This is a genomic window from Pantoea sp. CCBC3-3-1, assembly GCF_007981265.1.
Taxonomy (GTDB): Bacteria; Pseudomonadota; Gammaproteobacteria; order Enterobacterales; family Enterobacteriaceae; genus Erwinia.
Window position 1 is genome coordinate 3,686,389 of the sequence record NZ_CP034363.1, and the last position, 16,498, is coordinate 3,702,886.

21 protein-coding genes are annotated in these 16,498 nt (G+C 48.8%); 4 read left to right on the plus strand and 17 right to left on the minus strand.

Features of this window, described 5'->3' with window-relative positions; translation table 11 throughout:
• Positions 1-53: 53 nt before the first annotated feature.
• Complete coding sequence (gene murQ, locus EHV07_RS17185) at positions 54-953, minus strand: N-acetylmuramic acid 6-phosphate etherase (RefSeq protein WP_147199233.1); 900 nt, start codon at positions 951-953, stop codon at positions 54-56.
• Positions 954-1,115: 162 nt separating this feature from the next.
• On the opposite strand from murQ, the gene EHV07_RS17190 reads away from it, so the two are divergent.
• The 4 genes from EHV07_RS17190 (at position 1,116) to EHV07_RS17205 (ending at position 5,546) form a co-directional block, all read left to right on the plus strand.
• Entirely contained in the window at positions 1,116-1,955 is an 840-nt protein-coding gene (locus EHV07_RS17190; RefSeq protein WP_147199235.1) for a MurR/RpiR family transcriptional regulator, read from the plus strand.
• Between the two features lie 129 nt (positions 1,956-2,084).
• Positions 2,085-3,101, plus strand: coding sequence for a glycosyltransferase family 8 protein (locus tag EHV07_RS17195; protein WP_147199237.1), 1,017 nt, complete (start codon positions 2,085-2,087; stop codon positions 3,099-3,101).
• A 9-nt stretch (positions 3,102-3,110) separates the two neighbouring features.
• Positions 3,111-4,361: an O-antigen ligase gene (locus tag EHV07_RS17200; protein ID WP_147199239.1), complete on the plus strand. Its 1,251-nt coding sequence runs from the start codon at positions 3,111-3,113 to the stop codon at positions 4,359-4,361.
• 354 nt (positions 4,362-4,715) lie between these two features.
• A complete protein-coding gene (locus tag EHV07_RS17205; RefSeq protein ID WP_147199240.1) occupies positions 4,716-5,546 on the plus strand; it encodes a benzoate transporter in 831 nt (276 codons plus the stop codon).
• A 56-nt stretch (positions 5,547-5,602) separates the two neighbouring features.
• On the opposite strand, the gene EHV07_RS17210 is transcribed toward EHV07_RS17205, so the two are convergent.
• From EHV07_RS17210 to EHV07_RS17285, 16 genes are read right to left on the minus strand one after another with little or no spacing between them, the layout of a single operon-like run.
• Complete coding sequence (locus tag EHV07_RS17210; protein WP_147199242.1) at positions 5,603-5,986, minus strand: hypothetical protein; 384 nt, start codon at positions 5,984-5,986, stop codon at positions 5,603-5,605.
• A gap of 1 nt (position 5,987) precedes the next feature.
• Entirely contained in the window at positions 5,988-6,971 is a 984-nt protein-coding gene (locus EHV07_RS17215) for a hypothetical protein (protein WP_147199244.1), read from the minus strand.
• Between the two features lie 2 nt (positions 6,972-6,973).
• A complete protein-coding gene (locus EHV07_RS17220; RefSeq protein ID WP_147199246.1) occupies positions 6,974-7,540 on the minus strand; it encodes a DUF2612 domain-containing protein in 567 nt (188 codons plus the stop codon).
• On the minus strand, positions 7,537-8,739 hold the full coding sequence (locus EHV07_RS17225; RefSeq protein ID WP_147199248.1) for a baseplate J/gp47 family protein: 1,203 nt from the start codon (positions 8,737-8,739) through the stop codon (positions 7,537-7,539). The genes EHV07_RS17220 and EHV07_RS17225 overlap by 4 nt, the downstream gene beginning before the upstream one ends.
• Positions 8,739-9,089: a hypothetical protein gene (locus EHV07_RS17230; protein WP_147199250.1), complete on the minus strand. Its 351-nt coding sequence runs from the start codon at positions 9,087-9,089 to the stop codon at positions 8,739-8,741. The genes EHV07_RS17225 and EHV07_RS17230 overlap by 1 nt, the downstream gene beginning before the upstream one ends.
• A complete protein-coding gene (locus tag EHV07_RS17235) occupies positions 9,086-9,742 on the minus strand; it encodes a Gp138 family membrane-puncturing spike protein (RefSeq protein WP_147199252.1) in 657 nt (218 codons plus the stop codon). Before EHV07_RS17235 ends, EHV07_RS17230 begins: the two co-directional genes overlap by 4 nt.
• A gap of 52 nt (positions 9,743-9,794) precedes the next feature.
• Positions 9,795-10,817: a hypothetical protein gene (locus tag EHV07_RS17240; RefSeq protein WP_147199254.1), complete on the minus strand. Its 1,023-nt coding sequence runs from the start codon at positions 10,815-10,817 to the stop codon at positions 9,795-9,797.
• The gene (locus EHV07_RS17245; RefSeq protein WP_147199256.1) at positions 10,814-11,122 is read right to left on the minus strand and encodes a hypothetical protein; all 309 of its coding nucleotides are present in this window, start codon (positions 11,120-11,122) and stop codon (positions 10,814-10,816) included. Before EHV07_RS17245 ends, EHV07_RS17240 begins: the two co-directional genes overlap by 4 nt.
• Positions 11,122-11,679 (minus strand): phage baseplate protein, encoded by a 558-nt coding sequence (locus tag EHV07_RS17250; RefSeq protein ID WP_147199257.1) that lies wholly within the window; start codon positions 11,677-11,679, stop codon positions 11,122-11,124. Before EHV07_RS17250 ends, EHV07_RS17245 begins: the two co-directional genes overlap by 1 nt.
• Positions 11,679-13,325: a phage tail tape measure protein gene (locus tag EHV07_RS17255; RefSeq protein WP_147199260.1), complete on the minus strand. Its 1,647-nt coding sequence runs from the start codon at positions 13,323-13,325 to the stop codon at positions 11,679-11,681. The genes EHV07_RS17250 and EHV07_RS17255 overlap by 1 nt, the downstream gene beginning before the upstream one ends.
• Positions 13,315-13,467, minus strand: a complete 153-nt coding sequence (locus tag EHV07_RS17260) for an NTP pyrophosphohydrolase (protein WP_147199261.1) — start codon at positions 13,465-13,467, stop codon at positions 13,315-13,317. The genes EHV07_RS17255 and EHV07_RS17260 overlap by 11 nt, the downstream gene beginning before the upstream one ends.
• Positions 13,468-13,502: 35 nt before the next feature.
• Positions 13,503-13,928: a phage tail assembly chaperone gene (locus tag EHV07_RS17265; protein WP_147199263.1), complete on the minus strand. Its 426-nt coding sequence runs from the start codon at positions 13,926-13,928 to the stop codon at positions 13,503-13,505.
• A 3-nt stretch (positions 13,929-13,931) separates the two neighbouring features.
• Positions 13,932-14,372 (minus strand): phage protein, encoded by a 441-nt coding sequence (locus EHV07_RS17270; RefSeq protein ID WP_147199265.1) that lies wholly within the window; start codon positions 14,370-14,372, stop codon positions 13,932-13,934.
• 10 nt (positions 14,373-14,382) lie between these two features.
• Complete coding sequence (locus tag EHV07_RS17275; RefSeq protein WP_147199267.1) at positions 14,383-15,534, minus strand: DUF3383 family protein; 1,152 nt, start codon at positions 15,532-15,534, stop codon at positions 14,383-14,385.
• 3 nt (positions 15,535-15,537) lie between these two features.
• Positions 15,538-16,083: a hypothetical protein gene (locus EHV07_RS17280; protein WP_147199270.1), complete on the minus strand. Its 546-nt coding sequence runs from the start codon at positions 16,081-16,083 to the stop codon at positions 15,538-15,540.
• A 31-nt stretch (positions 16,084-16,114) separates the two neighbouring features.
• Positions 16,115-16,432, minus strand: a complete 318-nt coding sequence (locus EHV07_RS17285; RefSeq protein ID WP_254446263.1) for a lysis system i-spanin subunit Rz — start codon at positions 16,430-16,432, stop codon at positions 16,115-16,117.
• Positions 16,433-16,498 lie beyond the last annotated feature (66 nt).

Genomic DNA, 16,498 nt, shown 5'->3' on the forward strand with positions numbered 1-16,498 from the left:
GCGATGTTTTTAACAACAACATGAATTTTTTAGCGATTTTGACGGGTTTAAACTCACGCCTTATCCTGTAAAGCCGCCCGCAAAAAGCCGTTATGCTGTGCGAGCTTCGCTTTTGCCTGCTCTGCGCCAAGGCCGCTTAACACCATCATAATGGCCGTTTTGACTTCAAAGGCCGTTTGTTTAAGCGCGGTTTCCGCCTCACCAGACGAGCAGCCTGTTGCCTGACAAACCATGCGGCAGGCGCGATCGACCAGTTTCACATTGGTTGCCTGCATATCTACCATCAAATTCTGATAAACCTTGCCCGTTTTTACCATCGCGCCCGTTGAGAGCATGTTGAGCACCAGTTTTTGCGCCGTTCCTGACTTCAAACGGGTAGAACCCGTCAATGCTTCCGGCCCGACAACCGGGGAAATGGCAATCTCCGCTTCGCGGGCAATCGGTGAATCCGGATTGCAGGAGATGGCGGCGGTACGGCAACCAAACAGGCGTGCGTGGCGCAATCCGCCAATCACATAGGGCGTGCGCCCCGACGCGGCCAGACCCACTACCATATCTTTAGGGGTCAGACAAAGCGCCTGCAAATCCGCGATGGCCAGTTCTTCACTGTCTTCGGCGCCTTCTACCGCTTTCAAAAGTGCGCCTGGCCCACCGGCAATCAGACCTACAACCAGCCCATGTGGAACACCAAAGGTCGGTGGGCATTCAGAGGCATCTAATACCCCAAGTCGGCCGCTGGTTCCAGCGCCCATATAAATCAACCTGCCACCTTCTTGCAGCGCCTGAGCCGCAGCATCTACAGCTTTCGCGACTTCCGGTAACGTCTGCCGTACCGCTTCAGCTACCGTGGCATCCTGGTCGTTGAATTTTGTCACCAGCTCAAGCGTGGAAAGGCTGTCGAGATCCATTGTGTCGACGTTTCGCGTTTCTGAAATCAGGGAACCAAGATCCATGCTATTCTCTCTTATGAATTTTTAATTCTTCAACAAAACAAAATTTTGAATATTATATTCTTTCGCCGAGCCAGCTTACCCGATGGCGGTCAATAACACGGCATCAAATCGGGGCCTACCCGCATGCTATTCGGGCTAATGATTGACAGGAGATGTCACACGATGAGTTCACTGCTACGCATTCGCCAGCTCTATCCAGGACTGGCGTTAAACGAACGCCGACTGGCTGACTTTTTGCTGTCGCAACCCGACGTGGCTCGTCATCTCAGTTCGCAAAAACTAGCAGAAGAGGCTGGCGTGAGCCAGTCCAGCGTGGTGAAGTTCGCCCAAAAGCTGGGCTATAAAGGTTTTCCGGCTCTCAAACTGGCGCTCAGCGAATCGCTGGCGGATAAAGACGCCATCACCGTACATAACCTGATACTCAGTGACGATCCGCTGAAAATCGTGGGCGAAAAGTTGCTCGCTGAAAAGCAGTCAGCTATTCGCGCCACGCTGGATATTAACAGTGAAGAAATGCTTGCCGAAACGTTACGGCTACTGAAAGGGGCAAACCGGATAATTCTGGTAGGTATTGGCGCATCCGGGCTGGTCGCGAAAGATTTCTCCTGGAAGCTGATGAAAATTGGCATCAGCGCCGTGGCTGAACAGGATATGCATGCGCTACTGGGAAGCGTACAGGCGTTGAGCGTGGGCGATGTACTATTAGCGATTTCCTATACGGGAGAACGCCGTGAGATTAACCTTGCTGCGCAGGAAGCACAGCGCGTGGGGGCCAGCGTGCTCGCTTTTACCGGCTTTACGCCAAATACTCTGCAACAATGCGCGACGCACTGCCTTTATACCGTCGCAGAAGAACAAACTACTCGCAGCGCGGCTATCTCTTCCACATCGGCTCAGCTGACGCTGACCGACCTGCTGTTTATGGCGCTGGTGCAGCACGATCCCGAGCGCGCGCCCAGCCACATCCGGCATAGCGAGGCGCTGGTAAAGAGGCTGGTTTAGCCGTTGTCTTGCCGGGGGTAGAGAAGTTAGAACGGCTCCCGGACGAAAAAGTTGAACAGGTTGTTTTGCCATGAGGCAATTTAGTATACTTTATCGTTTTTAAACCTCATCAGTTATGGATGCGCATGTATGAAGGCTGGATCTTTCGAAAGAATTGTTGATGAGGAGTTTCTGGAGAGGCATGTCATTTCAGAGATTATTGTTGCAGGAAAGACAACCTTTGATTGGCCAATAAGGCATATTGTTTTTGGCGTTGATGGTGGTTTTTTACGTCATGCTTTTATTACTATTCAATCCATAATTGAAGCTTCAGGCAATGAGGTCTTTAATTTCCACCTGATTACTGATGAAAATGTCAGCAGTCTGTCTGATAAATTTAAAACCCTACTGAAAGACAGCCCCCATATTTTCACTGTGCATAAAATAGCATCCAGCCTTTTTTGCGATTTTCCCACCACGCAGCTTTTTACTAAAGCGACGTATTACCGTCTGCTTGCACCACATTTTCTAAGAGATGTGGATATGCTGCTCTATCTTGATGCAGATATTGTTTGCCTTAATCCTTTCAAGACGCTATGGAATTTTGCTCAAATCAATAAAAATCCCGCATTTGTGGTGCTCGAAGAGGAAGGTCTGCGGAAAGAACTGGCGAAGAATGTGGCACTAAGTAGCGATAGTTATTTTAATGCAGGCGTGATGTTAATCAACGTAGCACGCTGGAGAGAAGAACGTATTTCTCTTCAGACATTTTCAGTATTGGGTCAGAAAGGTGCAGCTCTGCAATATCTGGATCAGGATGCTTTAAATATCGTGCTGGAAAATCAGTTTATTGCGCTGGACAGAAAATATAATACAATTTTCAAACCTGGCCATGGACCGAAAGATTACGAGAGGTTGCCACCTGCAGAAACGGTATTCTTGCATTATGCTGGTGCAGATAAACCCTGGCAACAGTGGAATAAACAAGCTGTGTGCAAGTACTACTCAGTAATTTACAGACGTTCGGTATGGGCTGCACAACCCTATGATCTCCCCAAAAATGATAGTCAGGCAAAAAAGATGTACAAGCTTATGTTCAGAGAGAGAAAGCTTTTGCGAGCATTAAAATGGTACATCAATTATTACCTGTTTCGTTATCTAAAATGAGCATCTGAGATGAATTTGATAAGAAGCCAGCATAAATTAATTTATAACATCTGCTTTTTGGCGCTAGCCGTAGCGCTCACTTCCGATCTTTTTCTTCAGGGATTACCTGAGAAGGTTTTTTATCTGGTAAGCTATGTCGGTATCATATTCACAGTTCACCACGCATGGACGAACCGTAAACTTCCTGTTGAAAACCACGCATTGTTGGGTTTTATGTTTGCCCTGGTTTTGATGGCGGCAGCCAGAATTATTTGGGGAGTCTGTTTTAAACAAACCCATTGGAAGGATATTCATGACAATTATGTCGTAGGCGGCAAACGTTTTTTACTTACGGCATTTATTATTTTTTGGTTTTACAAAGCCCGGGACAAGCTAAGTAAAACATCGCTTACCGCCTCCATAGCGCTGATCCTCGCAGGCCTTATTTATACGCTCTGGTTTGCTTTTCAGGCTCACGCCAACAATGATCCCCGCATTAAACTAACTTCAGATGCGGCTACTACAGCCTCCTATTTGACCGTTTTTGTTTCGCTGACCTGCCTCTATCTCGCATTTCAGCGTTTTAAAAGCAGCGCTTTTTCAATAGTATTATTCTTCACTATTCTGGCAGTCAATGTAACGCTGGTTATTCTTACAGAAACACGCTCTGCCGTTTTATACGCGCCTGTTATGTATGTCCTGTTCTTTATAATGAACTATAGAAAAATCCATAAGGCGATCCTTTACAGTTGCCTCGCCGCTTTTCTGGTAGTGATAATCGGCACACCTTATGCTATCTGGGATCGCATGAGTCAGATAAAAAGCGATATCGATAATTATCATCAAAATAACGACACTTCAATTGGTGCGCGCTTCTCTATCTGGAAATCTGGCTGGCACAGCGTTAATTTTGGCATAGTAGGTCAAAATTCAGATGAGCGTACTGAAAAGGCCCGAACGTATATTGTAAAGTATGAAAGAAATAATCCGGAAGCATGGAAAAACGTTGCTTACCATCTGCATAACGATATGCTGGAAGTCCTTTCCCTGCACGGAATTTTGGGCATTATAGCGTTACTGGCATTTTATATTAACGGCATGGTTCTTGCTCTTTCCAGGAAGCTGCGTAGAAATAATGGTGTGATGTTTATTATTCTACCCATGTTTCTGTTTGGCCTGGCAGATACGGTGTTGATTCAAGGAAATACGGTGCTGCTAATCTGCATATGTCTGGCAATGATGGTAACGGCTTACCGTGATAACCCAGACCGCTCTATTTGACAAGATACATAAAGCTATAAGCGCATATGATGAATCATGTGCGTTTATATTAAATCAAGCTAGCTATTGACAGAAATATAATCAAAAAGGTTTTTTTCTTATAATTATTGTATAATAAAATTACCCATCGAACTTTCATAGATTTATTTATATGATAATTATAACCAATTCTATATTATTCATTCGAAATAATAATTACATGATATTTTCACTCAGCTAATTAGCTTTAATGCATTGAATCGCACGTATTCATCTTCACATCAATATAATTTTACAGCCAGTTACGGCAATAATATGATACACTTACATTCATAAACCTCACAATATGAGCCTATTTTTTAAGCAGGAACGCGCATGATTTATGATTGTTTTCTCTTCTACGATGAAGAAATGATGTTAAAACTACGCTTAGAAACCCTTTCAGATCATATAGATAAGTTTGTCATTGTGGAATCTACTCATAGTTTTACAGGTAACCCTAAACCGTTAAACTTTAAGCCTGACAACTTCAGTAAGTTTAAGGATAAGATTATTTATGTTGTCTTTGATCAGCAGCCTCATGCTGATGCATGGCAAAATGAGTCAGATACTCGTAATGCTATTATGCAGGGTTTAAAAGACGCATCGAACGATGACCTTATCCTTATTGCTGACGTGGATGAGATTTACGATCCAAAAATTATCCCTCAAATAAATCCGCGCAAATTATGCACAACAATTTATCAGAATTTTTATAACTATCAGTTCAACCTTCAGGTACTTAACAATGATGGGACGCCACGACTTTGCAAGCTTCCCAAAGCCGTGAGTTATTATAATCTCACCCATTTTTTTAGAAGTGAGCCGGAAACCTTACGTAACGTTAAGCGTAAGAATTCTTTCATTAGAAAAAACTGGTTTAAATGGCAGTGGTTGAAAATTAACTCAAAAATCATTAAAGATGGAGGATGGCATTTCTCCTGGATAATGACGCCTGAACAAATTTCAAAAAAAATGTCCTCAATATCACATACTGAATATGACTTGCCTGAATTTAATAATGAAGATCATATTATTCAATGCATAAAAAATGGACAAGACATTTGGTCTCGTGACAGGAAGTTTATCAAGAAAGAATTGAATAAAAAAAATTTCCCTGATTATCTAGTGGAAAACAGGCTGGAGTATAAAAAATTTATTTTATGATTTAAAAATACCAGCATAGCATATGCTAATCTCATGCTATGCTGGTGATTCATTATCTAAACCATATTATCTAATTCTTCTTTTATTCTATTCAAGTCATATAATATATCCTCCTTTGTACGCTCCGAAACAATAGGAGTATATTCTTTGAAAACACCAAGACTATATTGAAAATTTCCAATAACATTTTCCGGGACAGATGTATATTCAACTTCATAAACGTTTTGTCCAGGCACCATTGTCATCATCGTTACATCAGTTTGGAAGGCACAGACAATATTTGTTAAAGGATCGACACCAATACATCCTCTCCATGTTTTGCGTGTTTCATACCAATCACGCTCTTTATCATCAGAAAAAAACAAGAAATTTTTCCCCTCATAACTTCCTTGTTCAATTTTTTCTTTTTTGTATATTTTTACGTTCAGGAAAGAATCCATATTAATCTCCAATTTCCCACCATGCCCCAAGCTTATTCATTAATTGAACGCGTCTGTAGAAAAGCCCCATTTTTCGACCATCCGGCGCACTTGCCGATCTAACGCCGGTAAGAAAACATCCTTCTGGTGCTTCCCAATCGCCCATCCATGTAAAACCAGGATTATAAAGTTGCTGACCTCCACGACGAGAGCTAAATACAGCGCCATTCCAATTGCTGGCCAAATAGTTATTTAACCACCCCCCCCAGAGCCCCCCATTAATATTACCATCAGGTGCGATTTGCGCAGAACCATTTCCAGAGTAGACAGAGTTAGCGGCTACAATATCTTTTCCTCCAGATATCCTGCCATTTGCTAAAAAATTATGATCCGTGCGCATATCACCTGAAGCATAATCAATCGCAAGAGGCCTTAAACTATTCCACCCCCCTTTTGGGTCTCCATCATTTGTTAGCATTAAATAATAATTACTGCCGTCAAAACGCCAAAAAACGCCCTTGTTGTTAGCAATAATCCTGTAATTATTTACAAATGTGGACCAGGCCTCGCCTTTTAACTCTCCGGCACTTATCGGATAAGCCCCAACATCAGCTGCAGTAAGGCTATTTTTTAACGCAAGGTTTCCCAGCCCAAGATTCCCTCGCGCCGCCGCTATATTCCCTACGTCAGCCAGATTACTGGCAGACTTTAAATAACGGCCATCCAATTGCGATGTGGAATTGTTTAATAGCGCTTTCAATAATGATGCTTCCAGCGATTCGGTGTCGCCATTATCTACTACATCATTGCCAGACTTGTCCGCGATAAATCCTGCCACTACGGCCGCAATAGTCGAGGCCTGACGCCAGACCTTATTGAGTTGTTCGCTGCGCGCTATTCCCGACTGGAAACCCGCATCGACCGCATCGAGTTCTTCATATTCTGCTTGCGAAAGCACATTGGCATTCTCACCCGTAGCAAACGCCTTGAAATCATTAACCGGCATGATTATTCCTCATTTATTTTATAGATTACAGAAACGCCAGCAGGCTTAACGGCCAGATAGCCCTGTTTGATAATTTCTTTGGTGATGTTTGAGACCGTATTGCCGTTAACATAAACGGTAATCGACATATCCTGATTATCAGTAAAAGAGAGTGATATATCTCCTTTAGGATAAATACTTTGCAGCACTTTCGGCAGCGTTTCCGTCGTACCGTCCCAGCCGTTCGCCCCTATTTTGGCTCGCAGCATGGTGCGATAATCTTCGTCGTCGACATTAATCGCACCTGATTCGGGATCGTAACGGTTTTTCCAAGTGCCATAACCAAATCCCAGCGTACTGCTGTCGAGCGTGAAAAAATAATCTTCAATGGGTGCCGTAATTTTTCTGTTACGTCCAATCCATTCGCCCAATATATCCAGTTGAGCCCCTGCCGCACTGTCGATATCCAGTGCAGAAAGTAATCCCGAGAGCGAAGCGGAGAGTTCGCTTTGTGGTCGGGAAATTAAGTCAACGTGCTCAACAAATAAAGGCTTACGGTGATAATTTGTAATCAGCTCGGTATATTTCATGAGGTCACCGTAACGGTGATATTTTCAATTTTACAGGAGGCCAGGCAATCGTAAGGGATTGAAATATTCGCCGTTGCCAGTGCCGATTCGCTAATACCCACTTTCAGGCTCAAAATATCGTAATACTGGCTGTTATTGCTGTCCGTTCCCGCTGTCAGGTTGGCCGGAGAATAGAGTCGGCTTAGCAACACATCCTCTCCAATACCCAGCTTGTTGATCCAGGCGGCAAGCGCCATTTTTATTTCGTCGGCAACGGCGCTGGTATATCCCGGGAGCGCCTTAATCTCTAAAGCCAGATAAACCGGAACGGCTACCGGACGGGTGAAATTAATGGTTTGCGCTGCGCCATAGCTATCCGTTACCGCGATTGCCGTATTGCCCCAGGTGGCCACACCCAACGATTTTTTTCTGCGGAGCGTATCCGCAATCTCGGTAGCGTCACCGCCAATAACAATGGCTGAAATCGCATGGGCCGGTAAGCCGTTATCATCTGTCTCGCTGGTATCGTTTTGATACAGCTTGTGCCCGGTCACGCCCTGAATATTGGCAATCGCACCGTCCAGCGCATCAAATGTAACCAGCGCCGCCGATGCAACGCTCTGCGCCTGGCGACTACGCAGCTGAGCATCCGTTTCCGCTGCGTTTCCTACTGCCGCTGCTGAAACATTGGTAACTGCGGTCCAGCCGCGCGTCGGCGTATTGATTTGATTAACCGAACCAATTACTGCTGCAACGGCACCCTGCGTGGCGCAGGTTGCCGTCACGATGGTGGTGCCGGAAGTATCAAGCGTAACGGTAGCCGGAAGTTCCCAGAGCACGTTATTACTGTCCCTCACCGAGCCGTTGATAATCAGCGTTCCCGGCAAGCCAGTTAGCTTGACGTCTACCGTCGAACGGGTTGCCGCCTTACGGGCAATGCCGTTGATTTTTACATTGCGCGTTAGCGCATCGCCCGTGGCCGTCGCCGGCGAAAATGAGTTGTAGCAGGCAATCGCCGTGTTATTGGCATCATGGATAGCCAGAGCGTAGATCGCCAGCATCTGCCCGTCTTTACTGTCCGGCTCCAGGTAAGCATCGGAGCCGTAGATTTGCTGAAAGTAGCGGGTCAACATGCCCAGAATGGTCTGGTAATCGGGCGCACTGATCCCCTGGGCCGTTACCGTTGCCGATAACCCCAGCCTGTCTGTGTTGAGAGCCATTATGCCTCGCTTATAACTGTTGTCTGACCAAACAGAGTGTCTACCGTGGTCGTAATTACCATGCGGCGTGTGGAAGGGTTAAACGTTGCTGTATATGAAAGGATCGCTTTCACACCTTCGGTCGCCAGAATGCGCTTACGCAGCGCCAGCTCCATCGCCGTTGAGCTGCGTTTTCCCAGTAGCGATTGCATCCACGGTGTGCCTTCGGTGGTATCGAGAAACCACTGGCCGTACCACAGCTGTAATCGGGTTTTAATCGCCTGCGCCACGCATTCGGCCGAATCAATCAGGAAAGTGCCCTCTCCTTTACCAAAGGTGTAATCACCTTGATCTTCGCGTCGGTATTTCATTGTGGTCCTCTTGTATAGCTGGTTCCGCTCTGAATGCCGCCATGAACGTGATCTTTCAGGCTGATCCCGCTGGCGGTCTGATCGCCGCTGGAGTGAACCTCGCCGTTAACCGTCACGTTGCCATTCACGGTTAGCTGCGGTGTGGTAATGGTCACTTCGCCGCCCTGTTTCAGTTCAATAAAGGCGTTGCCTTCATCGGTGCGAATTTGCAGCGAATCAGTACTGATACTGCCAATTTTTTCCGCCTGTGACTGCGGCCCAACCAGCGCGAAGGCATCTGACAGGTCGTGTTGGCGCGGATCAACCGGCTCCTGCACGCCGCCGTTTTGCCACCAGAAATCAATGCAGCGATCGCTAAAAATCACCAGGCATTCATCCCCTTTCGCGACTGGAAAAGTTATGGTGCAGCCGCCACCACGCGGAAAGATAACGGGCACATCCACCAGCAAAGGCAGCGAGACGGAAACCGGGTCGTTATCAGCGTTGCGGAGAGTGCCTTTTATCGCTGGCTGAACCGTGCAGGTTACCGCGACGGGATCGAACGACTGGATAATTCCGGGCAAAGCAACGCGTAGTTTTGAAGAGATCGCGTCGGCTAAGGCCTGATATGCCTGAGCCTGACCGCCGAGAATGGACTGAATTGAAACGGGCATAAAATCTCCACGCAAAAAACCCGCATAGCGCGGGTAAGGCATCATCTTTGAATTAGGAGGCGCCAGACGGAAGCGGCGTCTGCTTATCTCGCGGGATGCAGGTTAAGGTCATATACCAGGCTGTGTCTCTGGTATCTCCGTTACAGCTGATGCCGTTAACAATATAAGTGCCATCAGCAGTAATATCGGCGAGCTTTTGGTCGGTTTTATTAACGGTGCCGTCAGCCGCTTTTGCCGGTTTAACGGCCTCTTCGGTAGATCGCCAGGCCTGCATCAGCATTGCCTGATCGACCTGCACCGTTCCATGCAGGCGAATATTTGGATTTATCAAACATTTTAGCTCGACCCCCGTCATCAGCAGCTTCGGCGCGCCAATCAGGCCAGACTGGCTGTTAAGCACCACCTGCTGCTGGAGATAGTTATCTTCCGGCACCATTTGGAGCTTGCCGTCAACAAACTGCCAGCTGGCCCGACACTGAGCAGCAATATTATCCATCACCTGATGCGCGGCCTGGTATAACACTTTCCCCCGGGGAAAGCGGGTTGGCGGCATCGCGCCGGTTACGCCAGCCGTTATCCCAAAGGGATTAAAGTTCCGCAGGGTTAACGCCAGCAGTGATTCAGCGCTATGGCCGGCTGCCAGCGTAGTATTAAGCGTGGTTTCCAGCATCGCCTGATGGCCATCCAGCGCCTGAATAACCAGCGTCGTATCCTGGTTTGTTTTGCCGCTGAAGGCATAGCGGATTTCGCCGCTAAAGATCTCGCCATAGTTCATTCCCCGCGCCTGCCCTGCCTGCCACGCCGGAACGTTATAAACTTTGCCAACCTGGCTGCTGTCGACGTCAGGCGCAATGCCTGAATAACCCGCAACAATTTTCAGCCGGGTATATTCTCCTTTCATAATCGCATTGCAGGTTGATTGTTTAAGGTTATAAACGGTAATTTTCGCTTCGCTGCCGTTTTTAGTGACGTCGCTGGTAATCTGAAAGGTGACTTTAAAATCGTTCAGGCGCAGCGACTTGCCGTTATTGCCGTCGATGACCAGGTCAAAATAACGCATCCAGTTAGCGCTCATAATGACCCCGTCACAATGCAAAGATGGCTGGTATAGCCGAGGCTGAACTGATTCGGTGCCTCACCGCTACTCTCGTCAGTGAGCACCCTCAGACCAAAGCCCAAGTCCAGCCAGGCATACTGTTCCAGCAGGTCGATACCGGTTACCAGCGGAATGCCGGTAATAATATCCGCCTCGCTGTCGTCCAGCAGATCCAGAACCCAGCTGTCACCGCGCCAGATAAGCCGCATTTTATAACCGACGTTATTTTGTGACAGGGCAAAAAGCTGGTTCTCAGGCGTTAACGGGATTTCTGCAATGACCATCAGCCACCTCCTGTTAACGACAGGCTGGAGGTCTGCTTAGTGACTTTTTTGCCGCTGTTCTGCACGGCCGAGGTCGCTACGCCCTGCTGCATATTCTCTTTAGCCGCGCTGGATCGGTTATCCGTATCGGCAATGATCACTTCAGTCAGCGTTAGCGAGGCGAAAAGAACGTGTTCGCTATTGGCCGCCGTGGTGACGTTGAGATGGCTGATTAACATGTTGCTGTACAGACGTTTACCGGTCACCACGTCCAGCAGGTTTCTGTTTTTCTGCATCTCCAGCAGGTTTTGGTAGATCTCGGTTGGGCTAAGCCCCTGGCCCACACCCAACTGGCGGCTATCCCAAAAATCCACCAGCGAACCGCCGCTGGAAAAACCAATGTCCATCGTGACGGTAGGCGAGGTCAGATAAGCGTGATCGGAAATATTTGTGCCATTTTCAACCGGATGGCTGGTAAGGGTTAGCACGTCCGTGTGGCTCTCGCTGGTCACTACGTCAGGAATCAGTAAGCCAATTTGCCGTCGCTGCGGCAGGAAAAGCGTTGATAAAGATTGCATTACACTGCCCTCCTGGCCAGTTTCTGTACCAACAGTGAATTCACGTCGAACTGACTGCGTTCAACATATTTAGCCGCAGCCTGAGGATCGCTGACGCCATGCAGGTGAATATTGGTCTCCTGCTGGATCCCTGGCCCGGCGGGTTGCATCAGCGCGTTTTGCCACAGCATGCGATCGTTACCTGTGGCATTAATAGTCGCCATCGCGTTGCTGAGATACGTCGGATTGAAAATTTGCCTGTTCGCCTGGCTTGCGGAACCTGCCGACGCTTTATCATCTCCACCAAACATGTTGCTCATAAAATGGATCATGTCTTCGGTGTCTTTATCCGTCAGGATGTGGAGTTTCCTTAATAGCGTCCACGCCGGGCCGTCAGCCAGTTTATTTGCGATGTCGGCAAAGAAACTGTTGAAGTATTCTTTGACGCTTTTCACGGCGTTAATCATCGTCGGCGACCAGTTTCCGGAGACAAAGTCGGCCAGCGCCTGCATGCCGCTTTTCCAGTCCAGCGTGCCCTGGCTTAATTTAGCGATTTTGTCGATCAGCCAGCCAATCGCCGTTTTCGCTGCCTGAATGCCCGGCGCCCATGAATCCCAGTCAATCAGGCTTTTTCCCCCTTCCTGCCAGGTTTTGTAGTCGTCGTAGAGGGCAAACAGCGCGCCCGCCAGCGCTAATACGATGCCTAACGGCGACATCAGAAATGCGCTGTTCAGCACTAACCAGGCAGCGGTAACTGCGCCAAGCGAGATAAGCAGCTGTTTCGTAGCGCCATCGAGCGAATCCCACCAGCGGCTGAGATCGGCAGCGGCCTGCACAAGGCGAATGACCACCCGCTCTCCAACTTCTGCCAGCCAAAGAAGCGCGCTCACCACGCCGTCAATAACGCGCTGAAGATCGGGCGCGTTATCGATCAGCCGCTGGCTGAGACGATCAAAGGAGTCCGCCAGGCCATCGTTCAGACGCGCACTGCTTTTGGTTTGCAGCAATTCAACAACCTCATCAAACTTACGTCTCGCTCCCATAAAACGATCGGCACCGGAGACGGCATCCGTCATATTCACGTCGACCGACGCGGAGATGTGGTTATAGTCGGTGATGAATTTGCCTAATCCTTGCTGCATAGCGGCCAGTACGTCAGGGGCAAGCCCCAACTGCTGCGCCGTTTGCACCGCCTGGGCTTCAGGCATTGCGCCAAGACTGTTGCCAAGGTCATTAAAAACGCTGCTCTCCGCGCGTTTTTGACCGTTGGCATCAGCGGTGGCGACCCCCAGGAGGTTAAGGAGCGTTTCGGCACCGGGCGTTTTAAGCGCACCAACAGCTTTGGCCAGCGATTCATTACTCAGTCCGCTTTGCGCGGCACCATATTCAAGCGCTTTTAAATCGCCAGCCTCCACGCCGGCGTTTTGTGCCCTCTGCCCCAGCTGCTCCAGCCGACTGGCAAAACGATCGATATAGTTCACCAACGCGTTGCCGGCTTTTGCCACGGACTGCCTGATTTTTTGCAGATCCAGCGTTTTTGATGCCTGGTCGCTGTCCGAAACAGCGGGATCCTCAACGATTTGCTGCAGTTTCTGCCAGCTGGCGACCTCTGCCGTCAGCTGATTTTCCAGCACCAGCGGAAAATTGTTGCTGTTTTCAGCGTTCATTAGCCTGTTTCCATTGAGCGATGCGGTAGTGATTCTCCGCTTTCAAATCCAGCCAGTCGTTCAGACGGGCAATGTCCGCCAGATCGACCGAGCCGTCTTTAAGCGCGGTGTAGCTGATAAACCCGGCATCCACCGGGCGCATCAGAAAATCTTCCCCATCAGGAAGCGTTTCGAGGGTCAGCTCGCTGGCTGGGCCGCACCGGGACTGACGGGGAGTTCGGGCAAAAAACTTCCCAGCGAATCCTCCACTACCCGCATAACCAGCTTCAGCATGGTGACCAGATCCAGATCGTCAAACATCAGCACGCCCTGAGAAAAGATCGGTGCCCAGCCTTTCGCCTGCTGCCGTGACACCACCGAAAGGCAGGGATGCAGAATCGCATGGGTATCTTCTTCGCTCATGTCGGCCAGCGTTTGCGCAATCGTCGGCAGCGTTTTTTCCAGCGCTTTATATAAGTCGCCTTCAGCCGCAGCGGCTTTAAGCGTTCCCACATCCGATAACATCCCGGCCAGCAGCGGCAGTAATTTGCGGGAAACTTTCAGCTGTTGGAAAACATCCAGCTTCGCGATGCGGTAATTAACGTCGGCAATGTCAACTTCCATAAATTAATATTCTCCCGGCATGATATCGATTTTGATACAGTCAAAAACCCAGGCGGAAGTGCCGCCCTCTTTCGCAAACTTGCGATCGGGCAGTTTCTGGAATGCCACGCCACGAGCAGTAATGACTTCGCCTGAGGCGTTGTTGCGAATAACAATAATGTTATTGCCCCAGCTGGCTGAAGACTGACTTTGTGCGTTATAAGCCAGCGACAGCTTTTTATTTGCCGGCGAAGTCTGTAGCAGGTTAATTGTCACCGTTCCTGATTTACCAGGCAGCAAGGAGTTCATCCCTTCGCCATCAATCCCCAGCGTCATGGTGTTTTTGATGCCGCTCATGGCAACCGTGATCCCTTCCTCAGAATTACCCGAGCCGCTTCCCAAATCAAATACCATTCCCGGACCGATAAAAGAGGCAGTTACATCCATAAATGAATAAGCAGTCATTATTATTTCCTTAGCGAACAACGTTAATCTGAACATCGGCGTAGTGCACGGCACCGGCCAGTTTACAAGCCACCTGAATCAGCGGCGCTTTACGGGCTTCACGATCGGCCTGAGACTGCGTAGCCAGCGGCTGCGCGTAGACGTAATAGCCTTTGGTCAGGGTATCGCCTGCGCTCAGCTGGCCCATATCGCTGCCGTTCCAGATACCCGGCGCAACCAGCCCGTTGGTGACAGCCTGGTCCATTGACGCCTCGACGTTGCCCATCAGGCGGGTAATGCCCGCTTCCGTCTGGGGAACTTTGCTGGTCGAGGTATAGAGCAGGTTGAATAAATTGGTCTGCACGTAGTTCTGCAACCAGTCCAGGCCGTGGCGCTCATCAAAGAAGTCGCCGTTCGTCATCACGCCCTGTTGCAGAATGGCGCTGTCGTTAGCAAACAGGATGTAAACATTGACGCGCTTGCTTTCCAGCGTGGCTGCCTGAGTGGCGGTCAGGGTTTCATAAGTTACGCCCGGCTCCGTTTTGAACTTCAGGGTCAGCGTAGTATTGCTGCCGCTGAAATTTACGGTGAAGGCACGGGCAAAGGCTGAAATCGCTGCAAAGCGGCTTTTCGTGGAGTACTGAATAAAGGTTCGCGCATAGCCGGCTGCTTTAAGCCTGGAAGCAAGATCGGTAGTCGAGGTTTTACTAAGGATCTCTTCACTGCCTGAGGTAACAGCAAAAACACGGCTCTGACTGGCGGATTCAATTGCCGCCGCCGCAGCCAGGATATCGTCATCCGTTACCGTGGTATCACTGGCGGCGGCAACGGCCAGGCCATACCAGCTGGCGTAATCAAGCGCGGCATTTACCGCTTCAGCCAGCGTTTCTACCTTTCCTTCCTCACCGGTGGCCAGCGTGGTTGCCCAACGACCGATATAAAGTTGCTGTGGCTGTGGCGACTGAGCGAAATACACGGCTGCTGCCTGATATTCCGCGGAATCAATACCGAAATCAGCAGCAATATCCGCAGCGGCAGTATAGAGGCGCAGGCGTTCTGTTAACGGAATAACCGTCGAATTGCCTAAAATGAGCATTGAACCAAAATTACGGCCGGTTGTAGCTGTGGGTGACATAATCACATCAACATTGACAATACCGGATAAAGGTAATCCTTGTGGCATCTTTTATTCTCCAAAAAAGTTAACGGGTGCTTCCACCAGTGTATTAATTCCGTATAGACGGATGACTTTACGAACCAGATTTACCGTCAAATCATAACGGCGAGTTTTTACGTCATTAACGACATCAATAACGGTCGTTATTTCACTGCAGCTCTGAATATTCAGTGCGTGAACGTTTAATTCTTCTCTGTTTTGTGACAGCTCACTGCCATCACGGAATCGCGTGGCATATTTCTGGGCGGAAGGGCCATAAAAATGCAGTACGCATTGAATGATTTCTTCACGCCATAATTCGCTATTTTCCTCCTGCTGATGAGTAATAACCGGCGCGCCTGCGGCGGATATTTGCATAATGATAAAAGAGCAGCCTGATTCATCGGTTTGCCACGATGGCGGTTCGCTGCCTTCAACCACGGCGACGCGGTTATCGGGTAAACCAGTTATGCCGAGGATCCCTTCTCTTATTTGCTCTTCCAGTAATGTGTCATAGGCCGGGGCGTCACTGACCGGCGTTAGCCAGCCAGCCGCTTTACTGCTGTTATCAGTCAAAGCACCTCCTTATTAATTTTGAAAACGGCTTTTATTTCAGGCACTGCTCGCGGATATAGCTCTGTAAACCGGCTATCTGGAGACGGGCAGTGTCGATCCTTTCTCTGAGAGTGAAATAATGCCGTTGAGCGGCGTCATTAAGTCTGGGGCGCTCTCCATCATCCACGCGGGCGGCGCGGGGACTGTTTGAGGGCGAGCAGCTGGCGGCGAGCTGCAACCTGCGCTGACCAGCAGCAACATCGTGCTCAAGCTGGCTAACCGTCGCCGCCGCTTTTTGCCGTTGTTCAGCATATTTTTTATCAAGAGAGGCCACCTCCTTTAGCCGATACTGAATATCTTTCAGCTGCACCTGCTGCTGTTTAAGCTGCGCTTGTGCAGTGAGATATTGCGAGTGGTAATAGAATGCGGCTTTTAT